Below are 22034 nucleotides of genomic sequence, written 5' to 3'. Positions count from 1 at the left end.
GCAGGGAGAGCTGCGACAAGACCTAGCGCACCACTGATGCCACGTGCACCTGGCTTCACTTCGAAGGCGGCAGAATCACCCAGTCCGCGTCGGGGGCCGACTCCGTACCGTCGGAGTAGACCGCGGTCACCCGGTAGAAGTGCGTGGTGCCGGGCGCCGCGCTGGAGTCCGTGTACGAAAGCTCGGTGACCGGCTCGGCGGTCAGCTTCTCGTACGTGCCCGTGGCGGGGTTCCAGCGGTGGACCAGATAGCCCGACGCGTCGGCGACCGAGTTCCAGGAGAGCTCTGCCGCGGTACCGGCTTCGGTGTCGTTCCTCGTCGCGCTGAGCGTGAGCGGGGAGCCGTCGGGCGTCGCGACGGACGGCGTCAGATCCAGTTCGGTGACGACCACGGCATGGGCGGTGCCGGTCCATTCGAAGCTGGAGTTGCCCACGGTGTCCACGGCGTCGACGAAGTAGCACCTTTCCTCCCCGTCGGGCAGCCGCTCGTGGGTGTAGGACGTGTCGCCCGGAGCGAGGTACGCGTACGCCGAGCCGTAGCAGACGCGCTCGTCGTCGTCACCGATCAGCTCGCCGCTGTAGACCACGTACCGCTTGAGGTCGGGCTCGGTGTTGGCGGCCCAGTTCAGGACGATGCCGTACGCGGTTGCCTCGGCGGTGAGCCCGGCGACCGCCGCGGGCGGCGTCAGGTCCCTGTCGAGCGTGGTGACGGTCACCGTTGCGGAGGGCACCGACTCGACGGAGCGGTTGTCGTACCCCTTGATCACATAGTGGTTCGTGGTGCTGTTGCCCGCCGAGGAGTCGGTGCAGGTGTACTGCCACCGGCCGTCGGCGAGCGCTGTCGAGGTGGTGCTGCACCTCACCGGCTCGGTCGAGGTGTCCACGGGGAGCGTCGTGGAACGGTAGACATGGAAGCCGTAGTGGTCGCCGTCCGTGGCGGGGTTGATCTTCCACGTCAGCACGGCCTCGCCGGGCCCCGGTGCCGCGGTGACGTCGTGCGGCGCCGCGACGGGGCGGCGGGCTTCGGCGGCGGGGTTGTACTCCGCGGTGTACGCGGAGGCGCGGCCGGCCCCGTCCACCGCCGCCACTCGGTACATCCATGTGTCGGACCGCGCGACCGTGGTGTCGGTGAAGCTCGCAGCCGTGGTGGTGCGGATCAGGTCGTCCCCGCTGAGGTTGTCGCGCAGCACGTAGTAGCGGACCGCCCCCGGGACCGGCTTCCAGCTGAGCCGGATGCCGGCGTCCTCACCGCGTGCGGTCAGCCCGGTCGGGGTGGTGACGGCGATGGTGGTCACCGGCTGATCGATGCTGCCGAGGGAGGCGTTGCCGGCCTTGTCGTAGGCCCGGACCTCGTAGTAGTAGGTGCGGCCCGCCTCGGGCGTGATGCCCGCGTACGCGGTCGCGGTGGTCGTCGCGACGAGGGTGAAGGTGCTGGTGCCGTCGAGCCGCCGGTAGACGCGGTAACCGGCGAGATCCATTTCCTTGTTCGCGGACCACGACACATTGGCCTCGGCGGTTGCGTTGTCGAGGGACGCCTTCACCCCGATCGGCGCGAGCGGCTTGACCTTGTCGACGGTGGCCGAAGTCCTCGGCGCGTAGACGAACTTGACGTACGCCGAGCCCGTCCAGTTGACGTAGTCGACGCGCAGCGTGTGCCTGCCGGACGGAATGGTGAGGTTGAGCGTCCGGGTCTGCGTCGTGGAGACGTTCTTCCAGACGTCGACCTTGCGTACGCCGTCGACGTAGACCCGTATGCCGTCAAGGGCCGAGGCCGTGAGGGCGAAGGGGCCGCCCGAGCCGAAGTCCCTGGTCATCGACCAGCGGACGCCGAAATTGTCCCTCGGGAGACCGACAGCGGTGGCTCCGGTGCCCCAGTTCTCGGCGATCACGGAATCGCAGTCGGTCTTCTTCGGTGTACCGGAGAAGGTCGTGTTCGCGAAGAGCTGCCGTGTGAAGGAAGAGGACGGGCAGCTGACGGCAGCCGACGCGGGCGTGGCCGCAACGGCGGTGAGCAGACCGCAGGCCGTCATGGAGACGACGGACAGCGCGGCGGCGGCACGAAGCCGCCGACGGGGATTGGGGGTCACGGGTGAGAACAGCCCTTTCAAGCCCGAAAGACGAAGATGTCGCGGTGGGATGGAAGCGAACGGGCAGTTCAGGTGGGGCTGATCTTCCGCCGAGCCCGGATACTACGTGGCGCGATCTTGCCCGTACAGGGCGGTGTGACCGCGTGCCCTGCACCCCCCGGGCAGGCGGTCCGGCGGACTACTGCCCCGACCGGTCCGCCGCGTTCTTGGCGGCGGCGAGCAGGTCGATTCCCAGCTTGTCGGTGCGGCCCGGCGAGCCGCCGAGCCGGTGGACGAGCACCCAGTTCCCCGTCTGGGGGAGCGCCCCGGCGAAGGCCGAGGCATCGCGGGTCGCCCCGTTGTGCCACAACAGCTGCCCGGCCGACTGCCAGGAAGGCGCGGGTTCCCCCAGCGCGCGTTCCATCAGCAGCTGGGTGACCACGCTCGCCAACGCGCGGGGCGTGGCCCACAGCCCGCCCGCGGGCAGGATCGGCCCGTCCATGGTCCATCGGGCGCGTTCCCGGCCGAGCAGGTTCCGCGCGCCCAGCAGCCGGTCGGCCGGCGGATGCGCGGTGACCTCGTCCACCCCCAGGGGTGTGAGTACGTGCTCACGCACCAAGTCCTCGTACGGCTGCCCGGCCGCGGAGACCAGGGCCGCGCCGAGCACGGCGTAACCGAGGTTGGAGTACTCCTCCTCCTGTCCCGGTCGCCGCACGGTGATCTCGTCCAGTCGCCCCAGGAGGGCCCGGAGCGCGTCCTCGTCGAAGGCCGCGTAGGGATCGCTGCCGGTCAGGCCCGGCGGGAGACGCGGCAGGCCCGAGGTGTGGTCCGCCAGCGTCCGTAGCGTGATCCCTGATCCGGGCGTTGTCGGGAGCCATTGCTCCACCGGATCGTCGAGGCCGAGCAGGCCCGCCCGAGCCATCCGTATCAGTGCGGTGCCGGTGAGCACCTTGGTCAGGGATCCGATCTCGACGAAGGCGGCCGCATCGTGCCCGTGCCGGGCCAGCGGTGGAGCCGAGCTGCTGAGTACGCAGACCGGAACGCGCAGCCGATGAAACAGCCCGACATTTGCCACAGTTGACCCCACGTTCGACTCCACCACTGACTCCACCGTTCGCAACCCGCCTGACGATCAGCCGCATTTTCCCATTCACGGGAGCAGCAGAGTTCACGATTGCCTGAATTCAGAGGTCTATGTATCGTCGCAGTGTGCTGACACTTGCCACCGAGCTCGACGTCCTGGCCCGCTTCGGCCGGGCGCTCGCCGATCCGATCCGCTGCCGCCTGCTGTTCGCCCTGCGCGAGGCGCCCGCCCATCCGTCCGACCTGGCCGACGAGTTGGGGATCTCCCGGACGCGGCTGTCGAACCACCTGGCCTGTCTGCGCGACTGCGGCCTCGTCGTGGCCGTCCCCGTCGGCCGCCGTACGCGCTACGAACTGGCCGACCCTCGACTTGGTCATGCCCTCGACGACCTGCGCTCCGCCGTCGTAGCCGTGGAAACCGACCGCACCTGCCCGGATGCCGCCGAGAAGAGCTGCTGCTGATGGCCGCGACGTCCCCCGGCGCCGCGACACCCCTCGGCCCTGCCCCCGCCCGACGGGACGAACTGGCCCGTCGCATACGCCTGTTGGTCGCCGCCACCCTGACGTACAACGTCGTCGAGGCGGCCGTCGCCATCACCGCGGGCACCATCGCGTCATCCACGGCGCTCGTCGGCTTCGGCCTGGACTCGGTCATCGAGGTCTCCTCCGCCGCGGCGGTGGCCTGGCAGTTCTCCGCCCGTGACCACGCGTCGCGCGAGGCGCGGGAGCACACCACCCTGCGGATCATCGCCGTGTCCTTCTTCGTACTCGCCGCCTATGTGACCGTCGACGCCGTGCGGGCGCTGGCCGGCGCGGGCGAGGCGGACCGCTCCGTCCCGGGGATCGTGCTCGCCGCCGTGTCGCTCGCGGTCATGCCCTTCCTGTCCGCCGCTCAGCGCAAGGCCGGGCGCGAACTGGGGTCGGCCTCCGCGGTCGCCGACTCCAAGCAGACCCTGCTCTGCACCTACCTGTCCGCCGTACTGCTGGTCGGCCTGCTCGCCAACGCCACGTTCGGCTGGTCCTGGGCCGACCCCGTCGCCGCCCTGGCCATCGCCGCCGTCGCGGTCAAGGAAGGCCGCGAGGCATGGCAGGGCAAGGGCTGCTGCGCACCCCCGGTACCTGCCGCCTCCCCATCAGCGGATGCCGAGGCCGATGCCTGCGCCTGCGGGCCGGGCTGCGGCTGCGGCTGACACCGGATTACGGTGGCTCCATGGCGGAACCGCTGGATGTACTGGTGGTGGGTGCCGGCCCGACGGGACTGGCCCTGGCCGCTCAGCTACGGGCGTACGGCACCCGGTTCCGCATCATCGACCGCAGTCTCGACCGGGCCCGCGAGTCACGCGCTCTGGCCATCCAGCCGCGGACTCTGGAGGCGCTGGCCGGGTTCGGTGTGACGGACGAGCTGGTCGCGCGCGGCAACCGGGCGGTGCAGGTGCGGATGCATGTGCCCGGCCGGGTGCTGCGGCTGCCGCTGTTCGACATCGGCTGTGCGGACACCCCGTATCCCTATGCGCTGTTTCTGTCCCAGGCCGAGACCGAGGCCGTGCTCGGCGCGCATCTCGCCGAGCGCGGTGTGGCCGTCGAGCGCGGCACCGTGCTGCGGGACCTGTCGCCACAAGACACGTACGTCACCTGCCGGTTGAGTCACGGTGAGGGTGAGCGCGAAGAGATCCGTGCCCGCTTCGTCGTCGGCTGCGACGGCGCGCACAGCACCGTACGCGGCCTCGCGGGCATCGGCTTTGTGGGCTCCACCTACCCGCAGACGTTCCTGCTCGCGGACCTGGAGGTCGACGGCCTCGAACGCGGTGCCGCCCATGCGTACCTCTCCGAGGCCGGGATGCTGCTCTTCTTCCCACTGGAGTCACCGGCCACCTGGCGAATGCTCGCCATGCGCCCGCCGGACGCACCGGACGAGGAAGTGAGTCTGAGGCAGCTGCAGGCGATCACCGACCGATACGTGGGCTCGGCGGGCTCCGCGGCCGAGCCGGGCGAGGGGCTGCGCCTGCGGGATGCCGTCTGGATGACCCAGTTCCGGCTGCAGAACCGCGGTGCCGCCCACTACCGCGCCGGCCGTGTCTTTCTCGCGGGCGACGCGGCCCATATCCACAGTCCGGCCGGCGCCCAGGGCATGAACACCGGCATTCAGGACGCGCTCAACCTCGGCTGGAAGCTCGCCCTCACCTGCCGGGGCGCCGCCCCCGAAGCGCTTCTCGACACGTACGAGAGCGAACGGGCGCCGGTCGGCCGGAACGTGCTGCGCTTCACCGACCGCGCCTTCACGATCGCCACGAGCCGAAACCCGTTCATCCGTCGTGCGAGGACCCAACTCGCCCCGCGCCTCATGCCGTTGGCGCTTCGCTTCACCACCCTGCGGGGCAGAGCGTTCCGTACGCTCTCCGAACTCGCCATCCATTACCGGCGGAGCCCCCTCACCGAAGAGGGGAACCGCCGTCCGCGCGGCGGCCCCCGGGCGGGCGACCGGCTGCCCGACACTCCCGCCGGTCTGCAGGCCCTGACATCGGGCCCCGGCTACCACGTGCTGCTGTGCGGTCAGCGTGACGCCTGGGAGTCGCAGGACCTGGCGGCCCTCGGCCGAAGCGGCCTGGTCACCGTCCACCACCTCGGCGACCAGGGCCCCTGGCCGGGCACCGCGCACGGCCTGGTCCGCCCCGACGGTTACCTCGCCTACCGCGCGGGCGGAACCGACCTGTCCGGCCTCCGCCACCACCTGGACCGCTGGCTGCCCGCGCCACACCACAACTGACGGGTTTCACGGGCGTCGTACGACCGGCCGCGATTCCGTCAGCGCGAGGAGGCCGCGGCGCACGGTGGCAGCGAGACGATCAGCCAATGCACAAGGCGATCAGGCACACCTGCGTCGGTGATGTGGGATCGCCCGTCGACGTTGTCGGCAAGAGGTTCACAGTCGTTGTGCTTGCGCCGGGGCGTTCGGCGGAAGCGGGCGCCGTCGGCTCCGGGGCGGGGGCGTTGCCCGCAGGCGTCGCCGGGGCCGGATCGGCTGCGGAGGGCGGCGTTGCGTCGGGGGGCGCGAGGGGTTGGGCCGTTGCCGCGGTTTTCAGCTGTCGGCTCGTCGTCGCTGTGGCAGGCGCAGTACGAGGCGTGGCGGCCGTGGTGCTCTGCTGTCCGCTGGTTGCTGTCGGCGGGCGAGTGCTGGGATGCCGCGAACCCGGGGTGTCCGGTTGCTCCGACGCCGAGTCGGTGGCAGCGGTCCCAGGGGTTGGCGCGGTTACCGGATCCGGCGGTGAGGCCGCGTGTGTGTGGCTGCTGGAAGGCCTGGTGGTCGGCAGCGCGGCAACGGTCAGTCCGCCACCGACGAGGGCAACGGCCGTCGCGGCCACGGCCCGGCGCTTGTTCTTCTTCCAACGCGCCAGCTGCCGACGCCGAGCCGCCCGGCCCTGCCCGGTGGAGTCGGTGCCTTCGTGGCCGCTGGAGGAACCATTGCCGTACGCGCCCGCCGCCGTGTCTTCGGACGCGCCGCTGCCGGTGGGTGCGGCAGCGGACTTGGGGGTGCCGGGGCGGGGCTCCGGAGCAGGGACATCTTCCGCGTCCCAGGCCTGCCTCGTCCTTTCGGGAGTGGCGACCGAGCTGTGGAGGCGATGGGTGGGCGGGGCTATGTCCGGAGCGTATGCACCGCACCCCGGACACACGAGGGCACCGTTGAGATTCCGGCGGCACGAGTAGCAGTAGTCCATCTGCGATCTTCCTGTGCTGACTGCACCGCCAGGGACGCCGGCGACCTGTTTCGCGTTCGCATTTCGCTTCGCATGCGGGATCGAGCGGCCAGTAACGCTACTGGCGCCCGCGGAAGGTGATGCGCAGCCCTTGTGACGCTGCTGCAAAGATCTACTGGCGGTAGTGCGTGGTACTCCCGGACATGTCGTCACGCATGCCGGGATGAGAAGCGGGACTACGCGGCGTACCGCATCCGGTGCGCGGATGGACCGACCGACGGCGCTGCGGCGCGGTCTACTCCCAGGGCCAGCTGGAGTCCTGGCTGGATTCCAGGAGCGGGATCAGCCGGAAGGCGGCGTCGCTGAGACCGCCGAAGGTATGGCGGTGCGGCCCCGCGGCGGTGTGGCCGTAGGCGTAGCCGGCCAGGTTCCAGGTGTAGACCGGAATGTGCCGGGGCACCGCCCGGAGCGGGTCGACTGAGCCTGCTCGTCGGTGACGACGATCACGCGGTCGTGTTCGCGGTAATTCCGGGTGACCGCTCCGGCGGTGTCGGTGCCGCCGAGGTTGTGGAACCGGTCCAGCACCCGCAGGACGGACTCGCCCGGGCCGACCTCGATCCGCCGGCTGTCGGTGCCGAACTCGATCAGCTCGGCGTGCTCGGCCCGGACGGCCAGTGCGGTGCCGAAGATGGCGGCGGAGTCGGCCCGGTTGAGCTCGGTCCCGGCACTGGGCAGGTCGAACATCGAGCCCGAGCGGTCCACCAGGACCAGGGTCCGGCCCGGCAGTGCGGGCACGTTGGCGAGCGAGTGGCCGAGGGCCGATTCCAGGGACTGCGCCCAGCGCGGCGAGGGCGCGTTGCGGTGGGCGGCCAGGTAGCGGAACGGGAACTGCCGGGAGCGGGCCACCTCGTACGGGTCCGAGATCCGGCGGGCCACGTCGGCGGCCACCCGGTCGCTCACACCGGCAAGGTCGAAGTTCCGCAGGTTGCGGACCAGGGCCATCGGACCCATCGAAGGGATCACAGCCTCCCAGACCGCGGCGTCGAGCGGCCCGTGCAGCCAGCCCGCCACCGCCTCCCACGTCATTCCGGCCGCCGCGAGCCGCTCGGCCCCGTCCGGTCCGGTGACCAGCGCATACCGCTCGTCGGCCGGGACGGACATCAGCTCGTGGTGTGCGGTGAGGAGCTGTTCGCCGGTGGGCAGCACGGCACGGTCAGGGTGGTGGCGCCGGTCCAGTGCATACCGGAACAGCTCCCCCTGCCACGGCCTCTCCGGGGCGGGCGCGGGGTGGGTCAACTCCAGGACGTCGCCGAAGCGGTAGGGCCGGGAGCCGCTGTCGTACTTGAGCAGTGCGTGGCCGGTGTAGAGCCGGCGCACGGCATCCGCGACCCCGCGCTTGACCGGCTGGGGCAGCCGCCTGCCGTAACGGGAGGTCCAGTACGCCAGCAACTCACCCGGCTCGTCCGGGCGTTGGAGCACGGCGTCGACGGCCTGCCGGGAGAATCCAGGCGCCCCGGCATCCAGCCGGGCACGGGCGAATTCGGCCGCGCCCACGAGCGACGCCGTCCGCATCCGGGCCTCGGTACGCAGCCAGCCGAGCAGGCCGAGGGTCCACTCGGGTGCGCTGACCGCGAGTTGGCGGACCAGCTGGGTGTAGCGCTCGTCGCGGGACTCGGCGCTCTCGTAGAAGCTGCGCTGCCCGACCAGGTTGGCGACGGCGAGCAGGAGGAGTTCGGACTTCGGGTCGCGGAGGTAGCCGGTGCCGCCCTGGTGGTTGGTGACCCACGGCATTGTGGGGACCGCCCTCGGGGAGGCCCCTCGCGGCGGGGTGGCCCACCGGCCGTGGGTGGAAAGCGGGGAGGTCGCTCCGCCTGCGGTCATGCCCGGTAGTTCGGCCTGGATCTCTGCCCTGGCTTCGGCCTTGGTCCGCTGGCGGCTGAACCGGGTCATGCAGAAGTCCCCCTGGTGAGGGGTGGGTTGGAGGTCACGCGGGCGCCGGACGCAGTGTCGTCGTGCGGGTCTGGGTGCGGCGCGCGGTAGTGAGCGCCTCCCGAGATCAGAGATGGGCACCGGTGATTTTTTGACAGGAAGTAACCGGGGCGCGGGCGCATCGGAAGGCGCGGGACGGGACGCTACCGGCTGCGGCTCGGAAGAGCATCCGAATTAAGTGTCATCCGGGGCTGCCTGATGCGGTCACGGTGGCTGCTGTACGTCATTGCTGTACAACAGCCACCTGTTGATCAACCCCTCAGGGGCTCGATCACGAGTGCCGCCCTCGTTCGGGGGCGGGGTGGGGTTTCGTCAGGGGCGGTGCCAGCCCCAGTTCCAGTTCCAGTTCTGCCAGTTGCCGGTGATGGTGGTGGGGTCGGTGGCGGTGTGGGTGGTGGTGTCGCCGCCTCCGGTGACGGTGGCGGTGTTGGTGACTGAGGCGGGGGCGTTGCGGGCGATGCGGACTCTCAGGGTGATGGGCGGGTAGCTGTTCCCGGCGGCCAGGACGCTGCTGCGCGTGCAGGTGAGGGTGGACCGGGTGCAGCTCCATCCGTTGCCGCTGATGCTGGCGGCGGAGAGTCCTGCCGGGAGGGTGTCCTGGACGGTGACTGTGGTGCCGTCGGTCGGGGCAGTCCCGTCGTTGCCGACGGAGATGGTGTAGGTGCCCTGGCGGCCTCGGACGAAGTTCCCGGTGTGGCTCTTGGTGATGGTCAAGGACGGCGCCGACGGCGGGGTGAACGGGCTGATCGCGACGCCCTGCGGGCCGGTGCCGACGGGGACGGTCGCGGTGACCGTATTGGTGCCGGTATCGATCACCGACACAGTGTTCACGCTCGGGTTGGTGACATAGGCGTGCCCGCCGTCCGGGGTGACCGTCACGCCGAACGGGTTGGAGCCGGCGGCGACGGTGGCGGTGACCGTGTTGGTGCCGGTATCGATCACGGACACAGTGTCCGAGAGGAAGTTGGTGACGTAGGCGTGCAGGCCGTCCGGAGTGACCGCCACACCCCTTGGGGTGGTGCCGACGGTGACGGTGGCGGTGACCGTGTTGGTGGCCGTTTCGATGACCGACACATTGTTCGAGCTCTGGTTGGTGACGTAGACATGCAGGCCGTCGGGGGTGACCGCCACGCCGTACGGGCCGCCGCCGACGGCGACGGTGGCGATGACCGTATTGGTGGTCGTATCGATCACCGACACATTGCTGGTGTCGTTGTTGGCGATGTAGGCGCGATCGCCGTCTGGGGTGATCGCCGCACCCGCCGGACTGCCGCCGACGGCGACGGTGGCGATGACCGTATTCGTGGCGGTATCGATCACCGACACATCGTCCGAGTTCTGGTTGGTGACGTAGACGCGCTCGCCGTCTTGGGTGACCGCCACGGCGGACGGGTTGGTGCCGACTGTGACGGTATCCGTGACCGTATTCGTGGCGGTATCGATCACCGACACATTGTCCGAACCGAAGTTGGCGACGTACGCGCTCTCGGTCGGGGCGGCCCAGGCCGGTGACGAGGCGACGGCAGGCAAGGCCACTCCCGCCAACATCGCCAGCCCAGCCACGCAGGCCCTCAGCCACGCCCATGACCACGGCCGAAGCCCGCTCCTCTCGGGCCCTGGACCGCGATAGGACCCAGTCTGTCTGTTTGCTCATGCGTCTGACCACCGGTACCTCCGTCGCACGAAAAGGGGCGACCTCCGCCGGTCGCGCCGACAACAAGCCGCCGATCACCCAGTGTGATCGTGCGTCAGTTTAGGTGCCGATGAATCGATTCTGACGATATGACACCTTTTGTCCGGTGAACCGGTACGGGGGCCCCGCCGCCTCCCCGTACGCGCGATCAGGCAATGCGCGTGAGCAGCCGGCTGTCACAGTTTCAGGATGTGCTGCTCCTGGCCGCGGTGATGATGGTGTCGAGCCTGTCGCGGGCGCTGGCCAGTTCACCGATCTGCTTGTCGATGCGATTGCGCTCGGCCGTCAGCAGCGCCAGGGATTCCGGCGTGCTCACTCCTGTGTAGACACAGGGGAGGAGCTCCAGGATCGTCCTGCTCGGCAGCCCCGCGGCGTACAGCTGCTGGATCAGCAGCACGCGGTCGACCGCGCTTTCCGGGTAGAGCCGCTGCCCGCTCGGGCTGCGTTCCGAGGTCAGCAGATTCTGCTCCTCGTAGTACCGCAGCGCCCGCACGCTCACGGACGTCCTCATGGCGAGCTCGCCGATGCGCACAGCGCCTCCTCGTGATCCGGGCCACATGACTTGCCTCTGACGTCAGCGTCAGGTTTTAGCGTAGCTCACGGAGCTGCCCATGGACGGCCCGCACATTCCACGAATGCAAAGGACAGCACTGTGACCAGCTTGTTTGACAGCTACCAGCTCGGAAACCTCCGGCTCCCCAACCGCGTGGTGATGGCCCCGATGACCCGGGCCCGGGCAACGGCCGACGGAATCCCGAGCCCCCTGGCGGCGACTTACTACGCCCAGCGGGCCACCGCCGGGCTGATCGTCAGTGAAGGCGTGCAGCCGAGCCTGCGGGGCCAGTCGAACCCCAACACCCCCGGGCTGCACACCGATGAGCAGGTCGCCGCGTGGCGGCCGGTGACCTCCGCCGTGCATGCCAACGGCGGGCGGATCTTCGCCCAGCTCATGCACGCCGGCCGGGTCGCGCACCCCGAGACCGTCGGCCACCATCCCGTCGCCCCGTCGGCGATCGCTCTGAAGGCAGAGCTGTACACCGGTCCCAAGGGGCTGCTGCCCGCTCCCGTCCCGCGCGCCCTGTCGACCGAAGAGGTCAAGGGTGAAGTGCAGGTGTTCGTGGACGCCGCGCGCCGTGCGATCGACGCCGGGTTCGACGGCATCGAGCTGCACGGGGCGAACGGCTACCTGATACACCAGTTCCTGTCCTCCAACGCCAACCAGCGCACCGACGCCTACGGCGGTTCCGTGCCCGGCCGCATCCGCTTCGCCGTCGAGGTGGCCGAGGCGACCGCGGACGCCATCGGCGCCGACCGCGTCGGTATCCGTCTCTCCCCCGGCGGCCAGGTCTGGGAGATGGCCGAGGACGATGTCCCGCAGTTGTACGGGGCCCTGCTCGACGCACTCGCCCCGCTCGGTCTCGCCTACGTCCACGCCCTGGTCACCGCGGACGACGCCCTCATGATCACGCTGCGCAAGGCCTGGCCCGGCGCGTTCATCGTCAACCCGGGCGGGCAGATCGGCCCGGTCCCGACCGACCAGGCGCTCGGAGAACGCTGGCTCGCCCAGGGCGCGGACCTGATCGGCTACGGTCGCGCCTACCTCGCCAACCCGGATCTGGTCGAGCGGCTTCGTACGGGACTGCCGCTGCGTGACACCCCCGACAAGGACACGTGGTACTCGGGCGGCGACACCGGATACGTCGACTACCCCAGCTACCAGCACTGAGCCGGACTGAAGCCCGGCGCGTCCCGCACCGCACCACGGCTCCGCACCGGGCACCTTCGGTGGGCTACTTCACCGCGCTCAGTGTCGCGAAGACCACGACGTTGCCCTGGTAGCCGGTGCGCTTGGTGTAGCCGCCGCCGCAGGTGATCACCCGCAGTTCGGGCCGGTCGGAGCTCCCGTAGACCTTCTCGTCCGGGAAGCTCTTCTTGTCGTAGACCTCCACGGCGTCGACGGTGAACACGGCCGTGCGCTGGTCTGCCCGGCTGATCTCGATGATGTCGCCCTTGGTCAGGGCGCCGAGGTCGTAGAAGACGCCCGGGCCGGTGCGTGTGTCCACGTGCCCGGTGGTGACGGCAGTCCCTGTCGCGCCGGGAGCCGTGCCGTCGCCGTACCAGCCGGCAAGGCCGGGGCTGTCGGCGGGCGGGGGCCGTAGCGCCCCCGCCGCGTCGAGGTCCAGTCGTGTCATGGGCGCGTCGACCTCGATGGCGGGGACCCGAAGCCGGACAGGATCCGACGCGGGCAGCGGCTGGACGGTGGGGGGCGCGGCCGGGGCGGCGCCGCTGGGAGTGGGCCGTACAGCGGTGGGGACAGAGGTGGGGAAGGCCTGGGCGGCCGAAGGCTGCGGTGGCTGCTCGTCGCGTGCCGCGTTGATCACGAGCAGCGTGCCCGCCATCAGTGCGCAAGCCAGAAGCTTGACCGAGGGGATGAAGGGGTGTGGGGAAGCGCTGGTCTGGTGCCCGGATTCCATCGCGGTTGAGCCTTTGCCTCGCAGCGGGGTGAGGACCTCGCGGCCCCCGGACCGATGCGGTGTCCGGGGGCCGGTGTGGCGGGAGTTGGGCGGTCAGGTCCGGACACCGCTCGGGCGGCGCCGCATCCTGAGCACACCCCCGGCGGCGGCTCCGGCGATCAGCACACCGCCGAGGGCGAGCTGAGTACTTTTGTCGTCGGCCCCGAAGCCGGCGTCGACCGGGCCGCTCGGGGAGCCGGCGGTGATCAGGTGCGTATCTGTGATCTTGATCCGTGGTGGGCACTTCACCGTGACTCCGTGGACGCCGGGCCCGGTCTCTTCCGGGACCTTGAACTGGCCGGTGAGCACCCCTGCCCTCTCACCCTTGAACAGGTGGAACGCTCCTCCCGCCTCCGCCTCGCCCTTGCCGTAGGTCTCCTTGCCGCAGGCGGTGGTACTGACGGTGATCGTGGAGCCCGGGGATGCCTTCCCCGGGCGGATCTGGATGCCTGAGCCATCGGCGGCGACAGCGGCCGGGACCGACAGGGCAAGGGCACCGACAACCAGGCCGATACCTGCACCAACTCGTGTGTAACGCATGAGGATCCTCCAACGGAGCAGTGTCCGGCCTGTCTGCGCGGCGCCTCTGCTGTGCTCCGCTCATGAGGCAACCGACAGTCCGTCAGCTCCGCAACATGACGGATCGCCACATGTGTCACCCGGGTAGGCGAAGTGGCGGCTTTCGCTTGATCATTTACGCAGGTCATCGGAGCAGAGCCCGCCACGGTGGAGGAAACGGCGCAGGGACGGCGAACGGGCTAGGGAGCGCTCTGCCAGGAGGCTGCGCTCTTCCGGAAACGCAGGCAGTGGTCCGTGCACGTGATGTCCGGAAAACGCGTCAGAGCCCTGAGCCGTCCGGAGACGAGTCAGGGCCCTGATCAGGCATTTTGTTGTGTCTTACGCAGAGCGGGTGACGGGAAGCGCCCTGTCCGCCCCCTTCGATGTCAGGCGTGGATGTCAGTCCGGGGGCGGTGCCAGTTCCAGTTCCAGTTCCAGTCCTGCCATCTGCGGGGGCTGATGGTGGTGGGGTCGGTGGCTGTGTGCGTGGCGGTGTCGCCGCCTCCGGTGACGGTGGCGGTGTTGGTGACCGTGCCCGGGGTGGCGTTGCGGGCGACGCGGACGATCAGGGTGATGGGCGGGTAGCTGCTCCCGGCGGCCAGGACGATGCTGCGGGTGCAGGTGACGGTGGACCGGTTACAGCTCCATCCGGAGCCGGTGATCCGGCCGGCGGTGAGTCCTGCTGGGAGGGTGTCCTGAACGGTGACCGTGGAGCCATTGGTGGGCGCTCCCGTTGTTGCCGACCGTGATGGTGTACGTGCCCTGCCGACCTGGATCGCGACAACGTCACCACCTCAGCGGGTCTGGCGGCCGTGGCCGGACCGCATCGGCCGACAGGCACTGACTCGCCTCCATGGCAATTGCGCGACCAGATACGGCACTCCAGGCAGAACCCGCCCGTACCGTCCTGGAGTTGGCCGCGCGGGTCAGTGGACAAACGGGTAAAGTCGGCGAGCCGTTGATGGGACTCTTCCACTGCCAGAGTTCGGCATCTGGAGCGGCTGATCACCCGGAAACGCAAGCCCGTGTACTGAAACAGAACATCGGACGGTGATGATGAGCGATTTAGTTCGCTTTAAGACTACGCAAGGCTCTGTGCTGATCGAAGTTGACGAGAATTCCTTCGGAGTTGAGCGTGTAGCTCGCGATCGCAACGGAGTGATCGAAGCGGGACGTCGGTTGGACGACGCCTTACAAGCCGCACGTCCCACCATTCGCGCGGTGATCGAGACCGTGCGGGAGATGGTGCCGGACGAGTTCGAGGTCGAATTCGGGATCAAGTTGAACGCCGAGGCCGGCGTTGTCGTGGCGAAGACAGCCGCAGAGGGACACTTCACCGTCAGGCTTGCGTGGCAACGCTCGAGCGAGGGACCGGCTGGTGCTTGAAGCGACGATTGAGCGGCCACCCTGGCTGCTGAGGGTCCGTCGTAGCGCGAGTGAGGCACCAGTAGGCGCAGGGATCTTCGTGGGTGAGCGGCATATCGTCACCTGCGCGCATGTCGTCATGGCCGAGGCGGGGCCAACGCCCTTGGTGGACACCGTGTATGTCGAGTTCCAGCACGCCGAGCCGCACAAGTCGATTCCCGCCAGGGTGGTGGAAGGCGGATGGCACCCCGATCCGAATGACGGCACAGGTGACGTGGCCGTTCTTGAACTGCAGCTGCCTCCGCCCCAAGACGCCATGCCCGCGCCTCTTTGCTCGACAGAGGTGGGGGTTTGGGACCACCGGTTCCGTGCGTACGGCTATCCGCGGGGACATGAGGAAACCGGAGTGCCCTCACGAGGAGTGGTGATCGGCGCAGCGGGTGTCGAGCGGCTGCAGCTGCAATCGGACTCCGCCCTTGGCTTCGCGCTGGAACGGGGCTTTTCGGGATCGCCGGTGTGGGACGTCGATCTCGCGGCAGTCATCGGGATGGTCGTCACGAGAGACCGCCCCCGAGGGGACGGCGGCGACCCGCGGACCGGTTACGCGATCCCCGTAGAGGTCATTGGTCGCTACTGGACGCCATGGCCGCTGCCCATCAACTCCCGTGCTCCGGCCGCGGAACCATCCGGCATCGGAGCGACGGAGCGTGAGCATCTCAACAAGCTGGCTCGCATTCATGAGCGCAGTATCCAGATCCTCGAACAGCAGGAAGCGCGGTACGCGGGAAGTGCCCCCGTGCATCTCCTGACCCAGCTGGAGGACGAGCGCTGCCGACTGTCCGAGCTGAGGCGTCGGCTCGGACCAGAAAAATGAGAGGTGCGGGCCGTTGCCACGGAATTCACCCGTCTACCGCATTGGAAGCTCCACCTTCAGCGTCAGCTACGGACTTCTGGAGGACTCGAATGCCGAAGTTCTCGTAAGTTCTGACGACAACTACCTGACCATGGGTGGGGGAGTTTCTCGGTCTCTCCTGAGGTCGGGCGGCTCGGATGTTCTCAAACATTCCCGGAAGATGATTCCGCTGAGCATCGGCGATGTGGCCGTGACGACCGCAGGGAAACTCCCTGCGAAATACATCTTCCATGCGGTGACAATTGACCTGGACCGCAGAGTGTATCCGGACCATCGATGCATCAGAGACCTGGTGAACCGGGCCCTGGATTTGGCGGAATTTCTCCGTATCCGGACCATTTCCTTCCCCGCTCTGGGGACTGGTGTCGCAGGTTTTCCTTTCTATGACGCTGCCGCAGCCCTGGTCCCGACGATCTGTGACCGGCTCGCCCAGAACATGTCGCTGCAGGAGGTCAACCTGCTCCTTACGGCGCGAGAAGGCGTCAGGGAGAATGATCTCACCGTATTTTACGAACGTGCCGCCTCGCTGGCATCGGTGGCCGCGCAAGGGCAGAGGCTCGCCGCGTCCATGGGGCGGCTGCAGGATATCGTCGGTGACACAACCCCCTCGGACCTCAAATCCAACCTGTCGGACCTGCTGTCGGAAATCAGGGACGAACTCGCGACCATCGCGAGGAGCCCTCGGTCTGTCGAGGAAATCGACCGGCAGCAGGAGAGTCACGTCGCAAGTACCGGAAGACATGTCGTCGAACTGATCGACGGCGCGGACGGTCTCGGGAAATGGAAAGATCTCAACGTCGAGAGAAAAGCGCTCCAAACGAGACTTGAAGGGCTGAGTACGCTCCTCAACGTCCACTACGGTTCGTTGAACAAACTGGAAATCGAGAAGGCTCGCTATGCCGGAGTCGGAATCCCGGTCATTCTCGAGAACCAGATCGAGGAAGTGAACGCGGAGATCAGGCGAGTGGAAGAACTGACGAGAGAAACACGGAGAAAGGTCGAAAGCCTGCCGGAAGGGTGACGGTCCGGCGAACTTCGTTCGGCCGCACGTGGGTTGGGGCTCGCGCGAGGGTCGGCTGCTGGACCGGAGACGGCCAGGCCCGTGGCGGGCCACGGCTGGCGTCTATCGCTTCTGAGCCCCTTGCCGTCCTCGTTCAGGACGGCGACAAGGACGAAGGCGTGCGGCCCGTGGCCCAGTTGGTGCCGAACACCAGGACCCGCGCCTTCAACGTGCCCCCGGCCGTGCCGTCGTACCGCCACAGCGCGTCGGCGCCGTCCACCGTAAGCAGATAGCCGAAGCCGTCACCGTTGAGGTCGCCGGCGCCGAACACCGTCCGTTATGCCTGAGGTCGCCGCCCGCTGAGCTGGCGTGGAGCGCATATATCCGCGTGTGGTGCGGCCGAGGGCGGGCCGCGATCTATAGGTTGGGCGGGTGCACCGCCTTTTCCGATGGCCTCGCAGATCCGATCACACTCGGTCGGCATCGCCGACGGACCACGCGGGAGCCGTCTACGGGTCGCTCCTTGCGGCTTCGGTGATTGCCACTGCCAGCGCGGTCGGTGACTTCCCGCGCGTCCAGGTCATCGTGATGCTTCTCGTGACGGGCACGGTCTTCTGGGCGGCCCATGTCTATGCGAGCCTCGCCGGCGAGCGACTGGTTGGCCAGCCCGTTGGCTGGGCCGAGGTCCGACGGGCCGGACGGCGCGAGTTGCCTATCGTTGAGGCGGCCGTGCTGCCCGCGGCGGCCTTGGTGGTGAGCCCACTCCTGGGGCTGGGGCCGAGCGGCGCGGGGTGGCTCGCACTGTCGGTCGTGGGGGCGCAGCAGTTCTCCTGGGCCCTGTTCGGAGCTCTGAACGCCGGTGCGTCCCGCACCCAGGCGGTCATCGAGGGCCTGGTCAACCTGGCCTTCGTGTCGCTCATCGTGGCGGCGAAGGCGGCCCTCGGGCACTGACGGGGTCCGACCGGGGCCTTCGCCGTTCCCGCCGACGCTGCCTGTTCGGTCGGCCCTATCGGCCCACGCCCGGCCGAACGGAGGACTCGATGTCCGCGATGCCAACCAGATCTGGCGGTCGTCGCACGCGGATGGCGTGACATTCCGTTCCCCCCCGGGACGGTAAGGACATGGCCGCCTCGCTGGTCCGGTGCGGCACATGGTGAAGATGCGGCCATGATCGTACACAAGTCCCACACAGAGAACCTGAATTCGAAGGGAGGGGCACCGACCAGCACCAGGCACGCCCGACGCAGGGCATCGAGACTCTGGGCCTGGAACGAGCGACGAAGCTTCTCGGCCGGGACGCGGCAATGCGTCCCCGCTGCCCGAATCCTCTCTCCACTGCCGGCGAACATTGCCCTTCCGGCGCTGGAGGAGCGGCCGACCACTGCGGTCCCGCAGTGACAGGACTTGCGCAGACCCGGCAGGCCGGTCAGTGAGACGGCAGCCGCGCCCGTACCCACTCCCAGGGCCTTGCCGAAGCCGCGCCTGTTGTTCATGTGCGTCTATCTCGGTGCCTATGGCCCGATGCGCCCCGAAGAACAGGATCGGCAGGCCGTCACAGAATCCATCGGGCCAGGGCCCTGTCTACGGCGCTTGCCATTCCGCCTGGAGCTGCGGAGCTACGACGGCCCCTCCATTGGACGCGGAGAGAGAGGTGGCGGGGCTTCCGCTGTTCTGGAAGACCGTGAGGGAGATCACGTCACCGGCATTCAGCTCAAGAATCGTGGACACCTCCTGCGAAATTCCAGGAGCGCCCCCGGTGTCTGCGGTGTCCTGCTCGTCGTAGGCCTGGAGAACGCCGTTGACGTAGATGCCCATTTGACGGCTCCCCGGAGCCGGAGTGATGGACCAGAGAAGCCTTGCCTTGAGGAGGTAGCGCCCGGGGGTGTTGACCACCAGACTGTCGGACGCGTCATCGAACATCGCGTCTGTGTCGTAGGCGGAGCCATCGAAAGTGATCTGAGTCGCGGCGCTGCTCGGGATGGCCTGGTTCGTTGTGGCGAAGATACTCGCGCCGACATCGAGCGTGGGCCCGGTCGCCCCGGTCGCCCCGGTCGCTCCCGTCGCCCCGGTTGCACCGGTTGCGCCGGTCGCCCCGGTCGGACCCGTTGGTCCCGTCGCTCCGGTCACTCCGGTCGGACCCGTCGGTCCCGTCGCGCCGGTCGGACCAGCGGGACCGGTCGGACCCGTCGGACCCGTCGCCCCCCTGCAGCGGTCCGTGTCGCCGAGGATCGACACGCCCTCGCACCTGTCGTCTCCGCCGCCAGGACCGCTCGCCGCGCTCACGCGTTCGCCCATGCTCTGAGCCGCGACCGCGACCGGACTGACAACCCCGGCCGCCAGGACCAGCGCGAGGGAGACGATCGTGCCGCGTGCCTTCCACTTGCCTCGACGGGGCAAAGGCCCCAGCGGGGACCTAGTCCTCGTGTCTGAACTCATGAACTTGCTCCCTGTTTCAGTCGAATTGGCCGAACCCAGGGCTGAGCTTGACCCGTGCGCAGTCGATCGATCCCCCTACTCGATAAGAACGCGCCGATTGTCAGCAGATCGGAGTAATCGACATATCCGGAGGGGTGCGTTTCGTCCGCCGATTCCCACTCGGGGCCGCGCGGGCAATCGGACTGAGCGTCCGACTTCGTGTCGGTGGAGCGGCTCTGATCGGTGTTCTGCCCGGTTCGAGAGGATCTAGCCTCTGAACTGGCCCTTAGTCGTGTGCCCCCGGCAGGATTCGAACCTGCGACATCCGCTTCAGGAATTGGGTCTCGCCCGGCGTGGTGGAGGACGTCGCGAGCAGCGATCTTGACCCACAACAGGACCACACCCTCCTCAGGCTCGGCTGCCCCTCCCCATCGCCACGTCATCGGGGCCACCTACACCCGGTTGGGCAGCCTTGTCGTACCGAGCAGACAGCTGTCGAGGAGGTTCGCCACGTTGAACACCCCTGAGATCCTTAGCACTTGGCTGGGCATGATCTACGCTAAAACCTCACACCAACGTCAGAGGCAAGAGGCGTGCCGTGTGCCACAACCGGGAAGCTGCACACACTGGGAGTCGCGTCACGATTTCCTCGCGTCTGGAGTCATCACGTCACACCGTCCGTGCCCCGTGACGGCCTTGTCCCGGCTCTGTGACACCGGGAGTTCAAGTGCTGCGGTGCGACGGGGCCGTTGCTACGGTCCCGCTTCGGGGTGCGGCCGATTGGGCCGCCTGTGAACAGGGGGACGTCCAGATGAATGCCAACCGCCTCAGACCCGTTGTCCTCGTGCTCGCGGCCGTGGGCCTGACCGCCGTGCTCACCGGATGCAGGGAGGACGGGTCTGCCGCCGGGGCTGACGCGGCGCCGAGCGCGGGAGCCAAGGCCACTCCGTCGCCAAGCACGACTGCCGGCGAGCACGACGTGACGCCCAGCGAGGGCGCCACGTCCCCCTCGTCGCCCGCTGCGGGCGGTAGCGGCAAGCCCGCCGGCAAGCCCGACGCCAAGCACACCGGATCAGCCGCGACCAGCGCGCCCGCCGCTGACTGTGCCGGCAAGCCGCCGAGCCCGGACCAGGTCGACCCCGACGAGATCGCCGTCTACCGAGTTGAGGAACTCGACGGCAGCACCGGGAAGGTGAACCTGGTCATTGAGCACGGTGCCTGGGGATGCCCGGGGAAGGACACTGACGGCGCGCCCTTCGTCGTCACAGGCGAGCACAGCCGCTGGGCTCTCGACCAGGCTGCGTATGTCACCGCCACCAACCCCATCACCGAAAGCAGCGAGAACCAGCGGATCGGCGTGCAGGAGCTCATCGACTGGATCAATGCGCACCCCGACTCCGGCCTGGTGTTCAGGTATCAGACTGGTTCGGACGGCGCTATCCACCGCCTGGAGCAGGTCTTCACGCCGTAGTCAGTGCGGAGCCCTGCTGGTCTCCGCCCTGGCTGCGGGTACGTCTGGGGTGTGAAGTGGCACTGCCCCTACCCAGGAGCGAAGGTTCTTCCCGAGTCGGAAGCGACCGCCGCTGGGCGCAAGCCGTCGGAACCGACTTCCATGAGGTACGCATCGAAACCAACGCGCACCACCTCACCTTGCTCTTCTCCGACCTCCAGGTGCGCTCGACCAGCCGTACCCTCGCCTGCCAGGGTTGACACCGGCCAGCAGTGGGTACCAAACCGGGTCGTTACGAGGGTGCGAAGGACGATCGCCATGACAGGGACTCAGCAGATCTTGTTCATCCAGGGCGGCGGCGCGGGCGCGCACGACGAATGGGACGACAAGCTGGTCGACAGCCTGAGGCGAGAGCTCGGGGACGAGCACGAAGTCCGCTACCCGCGTATGCCCGACGAGGGTGACCCGAGTTACGCCCGGTGGAGCCCGGCCATCCGGCGCGAGATGGCGGACCTGGACGACGGCGCGGTCGTGGTCGGCCATTCGGTGGGCGGGACGATCCTCATCCATGCACTCGCCGAGCAGCCGCCGGAGCCCAGGCTTGCGGCGATCGTGCTGATCGCCGCCCCGTTCGTCGGCCAGGGCGGCTGGCCAGGCGACGAATTCGAGCTGCCCGGCGACCTCGGCGCGAGGCTGCCGCACGGCGCGCGGGTGCATGTGTTCCACGGACTCGAGGACGAGACCGCCCTACCGTCGCATGCCGACCTCTATGCCCGCGTGATTCCGCAGGCGCAGGTGCACCGGCTGCGCGGGCGCGATCACCAGCTGAACAACGATCTGAGCGTAGTGGCCAAGGCGATCAGTCCCGACAGACCCTGACCCCTTCAACCGCACTCCCGAACGCTGTCCCTGCAACGGAGGACGTAGCGTTGCTCACGCGAGGCCACGGCGGCTACGAGGCGTGAGTTGCGCGGTGAGGGTCCGCACACCAGTCCGTGAGCTCCCTTGGGTCGCGGTCATGGACTCCATCCAGCGAGCTACTCGGCCGCCGGAAGGCGGCGTCGTGGGTTTCGAACCCGCGTTCTGAGCTTGGGAATCACGGGACGCTTCCAGCGGACATGCCTGCTGACCTGTGGAAACGACCAGAATCGGGGTGTGCTCCAGCCTCGCCTTGTGACTGTGGTTGACCGATGAACGCTGCCCTATCTGGTGCGTATCTGGTGCGTATCTGGTGCGTATCCGGTGCGCTCGCCGTGCAGGCGCATCCTGCGTCATTGCTGAGCCAGTGGGGCTTCCTC

Annotated in this window: 19 protein-coding genes and 1 pseudogene; 10 read left to right on the top strand and 10 right to left on the bottom strand. The window is 68.6% G+C overall.

Annotated features, from left to right (window positions below; all coding sequences use genetic code 11):
* Positions 1–55: 55 nt before the first annotated feature.
* Both OOK40_RS12980 and OOK40_RS12975 read right to left on the bottom strand, forming a co-directional pair.
* A complete protein-coding gene (locus OOK40_RS12980; protein ID WP_266480141.1) occupies positions 56–2086 on the bottom strand; it encodes a PA14 domain-containing protein in 2031 nt (676 codons plus the stop codon).
* 178 nt (positions 2087–2264) lie between these two features.
* A complete protein-coding gene (locus tag OOK40_RS12975; protein ID WP_266480139.1) occupies positions 2265–3140 on the bottom strand; it encodes a serine hydrolase in 876 nt (291 codons plus the stop codon).
* 134 nt (positions 3141–3274) lie between these two features.
* Here OOK40_RS12975 and OOK40_RS12970 point away from each other — a divergent pair, with 134 nt between their 5' ends.
* From OOK40_RS12970 to OOK40_RS12960, 3 genes are read left to right on the top strand one after another with little or no spacing between them, the layout of a single operon-like run.
* Complete coding sequence (locus OOK40_RS12970) at positions 3275–3610, top strand: helix-turn-helix transcriptional regulator (RefSeq protein WP_266480137.1); 336 nt, start codon at positions 3275–3277, stop codon at positions 3608–3610.
* Positions 3610–4338, top strand: a complete 729-nt coding sequence (locus OOK40_RS12965; protein WP_266480136.1) for a cation transporter — start codon at positions 3610–3612, stop codon at positions 4336–4338. Before OOK40_RS12970 ends, OOK40_RS12965 begins: the two co-directional genes overlap by 1 nt.
* Before the next feature lie 20 nt (positions 4339–4358).
* A complete protein-coding gene (locus OOK40_RS12960) occupies positions 4359–5912 on the top strand; it encodes an FAD-dependent monooxygenase (RefSeq protein ID WP_266480134.1) in 1554 nt (517 codons plus the stop codon).
* A 1223-nt stretch (positions 5913–7135) separates the two neighbouring features.
* Here the strand turns inward: OOK40_RS12960 and OOK40_RS12955 are convergent.
* The 3 genes and pseudogenes from OOK40_RS12955 to OOK40_RS12945 all read right to left on the bottom strand — a co-directional run bounded on the left by OOK40_RS12955 (position 7136) and on the right by OOK40_RS12945 (position 11054).
* Positions 7136–8631, bottom strand: a pseudogene (locus tag OOK40_RS12955) (TROVE domain-containing protein).
* Positions 8632–9141: 510 nt separating this feature from the next.
* Positions 9142–10365 carry a beta-propeller fold lactonase family protein gene (locus OOK40_RS12950; protein WP_266480132.1) on the bottom strand — a complete coding sequence of 408 codons (1224 nt, stop codon included), beginning with the start codon at positions 10363–10365 and terminating at the stop codon, positions 9142–9144.
* Positions 10366–10706: 341 nt separating this feature from the next.
* A complete protein-coding gene (locus OOK40_RS12945; RefSeq protein ID WP_266480130.1) occupies positions 10707–11054 on the bottom strand; it encodes a MerR family transcriptional regulator in 348 nt (115 codons plus the stop codon).
* A 120-nt stretch (positions 11055–11174) separates the two neighbouring features.
* On the opposite strand from OOK40_RS12945, the gene OOK40_RS12940 reads away from it, so the two are divergent.
* Positions 11175–12248 carry an alkene reductase gene (locus OOK40_RS12940; protein WP_266480128.1) on the top strand — a complete coding sequence of 358 codons (1074 nt, stop codon included), beginning with the start codon at positions 11175–11177 and terminating at the stop codon, positions 12246–12248.
* A 64-nt stretch (positions 12249–12312) separates the two neighbouring features.
* Here OOK40_RS12940 and OOK40_RS12935 read toward each other — a convergent pair whose 3' ends face one another.
* The 3 genes from OOK40_RS12935 to OOK40_RS35430 all read right to left on the bottom strand — a co-directional run bounded on the left by OOK40_RS12935 (position 12313) and on the right by OOK40_RS35430 (position 14369).
* On the bottom strand, positions 12313–12996 hold the full coding sequence (locus tag OOK40_RS12935; RefSeq protein ID WP_266480126.1) for a class F sortase: 684 nt from the start codon (positions 12994–12996) through the stop codon (positions 12313–12315).
* A gap of 93 nt (positions 12997–13089) precedes the next feature.
* Positions 13090–13575, bottom strand: a complete 486-nt coding sequence (locus OOK40_RS12930) for a sortase (protein WP_266480124.1) — start codon at positions 13573–13575, stop codon at positions 13090–13092.
* Positions 13576–13979: 404 nt separating this feature from the next.
* Entirely contained in the window at positions 13980–14369 is a 390-nt protein-coding gene (locus tag OOK40_RS35430; protein WP_353961856.1) for a hypothetical protein, read from the bottom strand.
* Positions 14370–14688: 319 nt separating this feature from the next.
* On the opposite strand from OOK40_RS35430, the gene OOK40_RS12925 reads away from it, so the two are divergent.
* Genes OOK40_RS12925 through OOK40_RS12915 form a run of 3 tightly spaced genes read left to right on the top strand, consistent with a single transcriptional unit; the run spans position 14689 to position 16892 of the window.
* A complete protein-coding gene (locus OOK40_RS12925; protein ID WP_266480122.1) occupies positions 14689–14979 on the top strand; it encodes a CU044_2847 family protein in 291 nt (96 codons plus the stop codon).
* Positions 14972–15832, top strand: coding sequence for a serine protease (locus OOK40_RS12920; protein WP_266480120.1), 861 nt, complete (start codon positions 14972–14974; stop codon positions 15830–15832). Before OOK40_RS12925 ends, OOK40_RS12920 begins: the two co-directional genes overlap by 8 nt.
* Before the next feature lie 13 nt (positions 15833–15845).
* The gene (locus OOK40_RS12915; protein ID WP_266480118.1) at positions 15846–16892 is read left to right on the top strand and encodes a macro domain-containing protein; all 1047 of its coding nucleotides are present in this window, start codon (positions 15846–15848) and stop codon (positions 16890–16892) included.
* A gap of 133 nt (positions 16893–17025) precedes the next feature.
* Here OOK40_RS12915 and OOK40_RS12910 read toward each other — a convergent pair whose 3' ends face one another.
* Positions 17026–17202 carry a hypothetical protein gene (locus tag OOK40_RS12910; protein ID WP_266480116.1) on the bottom strand — a complete coding sequence of 59 codons (177 nt, stop codon included), beginning with the start codon at positions 17200–17202 and terminating at the stop codon, positions 17026–17028.
* Positions 17203–17405: 203 nt separating this feature from the next.
* Between OOK40_RS12910 and OOK40_RS12905 the strand changes: the two genes are divergently transcribed.
* Positions 17406–17822 carry a hypothetical protein gene (locus OOK40_RS12905; RefSeq protein ID WP_266480114.1) on the top strand — a complete coding sequence of 139 codons (417 nt, stop codon included), beginning with the start codon at positions 17406–17408 and terminating at the stop codon, positions 17820–17822.
* Positions 17823–18452: 630 nt separating this feature from the next.
* Here OOK40_RS12905 and OOK40_RS12900 read toward each other — a convergent pair.
* Entirely contained in the window at positions 18453–19268 is an 816-nt protein-coding gene (locus OOK40_RS12900; protein ID WP_266480112.1) for a hypothetical protein, read from the bottom strand.
* A gap of 829 nt (positions 19269–20097) precedes the next feature.
* On the opposite strand from OOK40_RS12900, the gene OOK40_RS12895 reads away from it, so the two are divergent.
* Together OOK40_RS12895 and OOK40_RS12890 are read left to right on the top strand one after the other, a co-directional pair.
* Positions 20098–20757: a hypothetical protein gene (locus tag OOK40_RS12895; protein ID WP_266480110.1), complete on the top strand. Its 660-nt coding sequence runs from the start codon at positions 20098–20100 to the stop codon at positions 20755–20757.
* 297 nt (positions 20758–21054) lie between these two features.
* On the top strand, positions 21055–21615 hold the full coding sequence (locus OOK40_RS12890) for an alpha/beta fold hydrolase (protein ID WP_266480108.1): 561 nt from the start codon (positions 21055–21057) through the stop codon (positions 21613–21615).
* Positions 21616–22034 lie beyond the last annotated feature (419 nt).

The organism is Streptomyces sp. NBC_01481, from assembly GCF_026339995.1.
Classification (GTDB): Bacteria; Actinomycetota; Actinomycetes; order Streptomycetales; family Streptomycetaceae; genus Streptomyces.
Note: the sequence above shows the minus strand (reverse complement) of the source record. Positions and strands in the feature narration are given on the sequence as shown.

Coding starts and splice junctions, on each gene's coding strand:
- OOK40_RS12960 (WP_266480134.1), top strand. CDS start 4,359: ATGGCGGAACCGCTGGATGTACTGGTGGTGGGTGCCGGCCCGACGGGA.
- OOK40_RS12930 (WP_266480124.1), bottom strand. CDS start 13,575: ATGCGTTACACACGAGTTGGTGCAGGTATCGGCCTGGTTGTCGGTGCC.
- OOK40_RS12935 (WP_266480126.1), bottom strand. CDS start 12,996: ATGGAATCCGGGCACCAGACCAGCGCTTCCCCACACCCCTTCATCCCC.
- OOK40_RS12890 (WP_266480108.1), top strand. CDS start 21,055: ATGACAGGGACTCAGCAGATCTTGTTCATCCAGGGCGGCGGCGCGGGC.
- OOK40_RS12895 (WP_266480110.1), top strand. CDS start 20,098: ATGAATGCCAACCGCCTCAGACCCGTTGTCCTCGTGCTCGCGGCCGTG.
- OOK40_RS12965 (WP_266480136.1), top strand. CDS start 3,610: ATGGCCGCGACGTCCCCCGGCGCCGCGACACCCCTCGGCCCTGCCCCC.